Origin of the sequence: Micrococcus sp. HSID17227 (assembly GCF_003989405.1) — a bacterium.
Classification (GTDB): domain Bacteria; phylum Actinomycetota; class Actinomycetes; order Actinomycetales; family Micrococcaceae; genus Micrococcus; species Micrococcus luteus.
On sequence record NZ_RBLN01000302.1, the window covers coordinates 1 to 2,203 of the forward strand.

1 protein-coding gene is annotated in these 2,203 nt (G+C 74.9%); it reads left to right on the forward strand.

Going from position 1 to position 2,203, the window contains the following annotated elements; all coding sequences use genetic code 11:
• The coding region (locus D8M29_RS11055) for a DEAD/DEAH box helicase (RefSeq protein WP_127445979.1) at window positions 1-2,203 on the forward strand (2,203 nt) is incomplete at both ends.

The window sequence follows — 2,203 nt, forward strand, 5'->3', positions numbered from 1 at the left end:
TCGCACACCGTGCCCGTGGCGAGCACGGTGTCGGGCAAGTCGCTGGGCTACCAGCTGGCGGTCGGCACCCGGCTGGCCGCCGACCCCCGGGCCACCGCGCTCTACCTCGCCCCCACCAAGGCCCTCGCGGCGGACCAGCTGACCTCCTGGCGCGCCCTCGAGCGGGACGGTGCCCCGGGGCTGCGCGCGGCCCCCTACGACGGCGACACCGCACCGCAGGATCGGATCTGGGCCCGCGAGCACGCCACCGTGCTCATGACCAACCCGGACATGCTCCACGTGGGGATCCTGCCGCACCACGAGCGGTGGGCCGCGTTCTTCCGGAATCTGACGTTCGTGGTGGTGGACGAGTCGCACACGTACCGGGGCGTCTTCGGCTCGCAGGTGGGGATCCTGCTGCGTCGACTGCGGCGCATCGCCACCCACTACCGCGGGGACCGTCCGGAGACCGTGTTCATCGGGGCGTCGGCGACGTCGGCGGATCCGGCCGGGCACTTCGCCCGACTGATCGGGGCGCCGGCCACAGCCGTCACCGAGGACGCGTCCCCGCACGGGGCGGTCACGGTGGCGTTCTGGGAGCCGGAGCTGACGGACCGCCGGGGCGAGAACGGCGCGCCCGTCCGCCGCTCGGCGATGGCCGCCGCCGCCGACCTGGTCACGGACCTGGCCCTGCAGCAGGTGCGCACGCTGGCGTTCATCCGCTCTCGGCGCGGTGCCGAGGCCATCGCGAGCGCGGCCAAGCGGCAGCTCGAGGAGGTCGAGCCGGGGCTCGGCGCCCGGGTCGCGGCCTACCGCTCGGGCTACCTGCCCGAGGAGCGGCGGGAGCTGGAGGCGGACCTGCGCTCGGGTCGGCTGCTGGGCATGGCCTCGACGCCGGCGCTGGAGATGGGCATCGACGTCGCGGGGCTGGACGCCGTGGTGGTGGCCGGCTGGCCGGGCACCCGCGCGTCGTTCTTCCAGCAGATCGGCCGCGCCGGGCGCGGCGGCCAGGACGCGCTCGCGTTCTTCGTGGCATCGGACGACCCCCTGGACACGTTCGTGGTGGACCACCCGGAGGCCGTGTTCGACCTGGGCGTGGAGGACACCGTGGTGGACCCGGAGAACCCGCACCTGCTCGGCCCGCAGCTGTGCGCGGCCGCCGCCGAGCTGCCGATCACGCCCGAGGCGTTCGGCTGGTTCGGGGAGCCGGAGCGGGTGCGCGCCCTGCTGGACGTGCTGGTCGAGCAGGGGCTGCTGCGCCGTCGGCCGGCCGGCTGGTTCTGGACGCACCCCGAGCACGCCGCCGGCATGGTCTCCCTGCGGGACGACGGCGGCGGGCCCATGGACATCATCGACGCCGAGTCCGGCGCCCTGCTGGGCACGATGGACTCGCCCCAGACCCACTACCAGGCGCATCCCGGCGCGGTGTACGTGCACCAGGACCGCACGTACCTCGTGGAGGAGCTGGACGAGGACGCGCACGCGGTGGTCGTCACGCGCGCCTGGCCGGACTTCACCACGCAGGCCCGGGACGTCACGGAGATCGAGATCGTGGCGGTGCACCGCCGCCTGGACGCGCGGGAGGGCACCCTGCGCTGGTGCCTCGGGGACGTGCAGGTCCGCACCCAGGTGGTGTCCTTCCAGCGCAAGGCCCTGGTCTCCGGGGAGGTGCTCGGCGAGGAGCCCCTCGACCTGCCGGCGCGGGACCTGTTCACCTCCGCGGTGTGGTTCCAGGCGGCCTCGGACGAGCTCATCGCCGCGGGACTGACCACGGATCGCCTGCCCGGCGCCCTGCACGCGGCCGAGCACGCGATGATCGGCATGATGCCGCTCGTCGCCTCGAACGACCGCTGGGACATCGGCGGCGTCTCGATGGTCCTGCACCCGGACACCGGCTCCCCCGCCGTGTTCGTCTACGACGGCCGGCCCGGCGGGGCGGGCTTCGCCGAACGCGGCTTCGAGCAGGCGCGACGCTGGGTCGAGGCGACGGCGGGGGCCATCGCGGCCTGCGAGTGCGCGGAGGGCTGCCCGTCCTGCGTGCAGTCCCCCAAGTGCGGCAACCGCAACAGCCCCCTGGACAAGGCCGGCGCGCTGACCGTCCTGCGGTTCCTGATGGACCACGCCGATCACCTCGTCCCGGCGGACGCCTCGACCGACGGCTCGGGCGGCGGCGCCTCCGGCGGGTCCGCGGACGCGGCGCCCGGGGCCGGAGACCGCGGCAGAC